At 43.7% G+C, this 538-nt stretch carries 1 protein-coding gene; it reads left to right on the plus strand.

Annotated features, from left to right (window positions below):
* The coding region (locus R7044_RS27620) for a GTP cyclohydrolase II (protein ID WP_225456284.1) at positions 1-472 on the plus strand (472 nt) is incomplete at its 5' end.
* Positions 473-538 lie beyond the last annotated feature (66 nt).

Genomic DNA, 538 nt, shown 5'->3' on the forward strand with positions numbered 1-538 from the left:
GGATCAAACGCAAGACACGCCGCTAGTGCGTATGCATTCCGAGTGTCTGACTGGCGATGTTTTCCACTCATCTCGCTGTGACTGCGGTGAGCAGTTAGAAGAAACGATCCAACGTATGGGCGAATCTGGCGGCGTGATCCTTTACCTTCGCCAAGAGGGCCGTGGTATCGGTTTGTACAACAAGATTGATGCGTATCGTCTGCAAAGCCAGGGGATGAACACTTACGAAGCAAACAACCATTTAGGCTTTGATGATGATTTAAGAGACTTCACCGAAGCGGCACAAATGTTAGAAGCGTTAGGTATCAAGAAAATTCGTCTTGTGACCAATAACCCTAAGAAAATCCGTGAATTAGCGGAATACGGAATTGAGATTGCCGAAGTTGTCAATACTTCGGCGCACATTAAAGATGGTAATGAAAACTATCTTAGAGCGAAAGTTTCTCACGGCAAACATAACCTAAAGGTTTAATCCTAAAGAGAAAACTGTCAATTATGAATGTTAAAAGCCTCACAGTGATGAGGCTTTTTTTGTATC

The sequence above is a fragment of the Vibrio sp. 1402 genome (assembly GCF_033340275.1).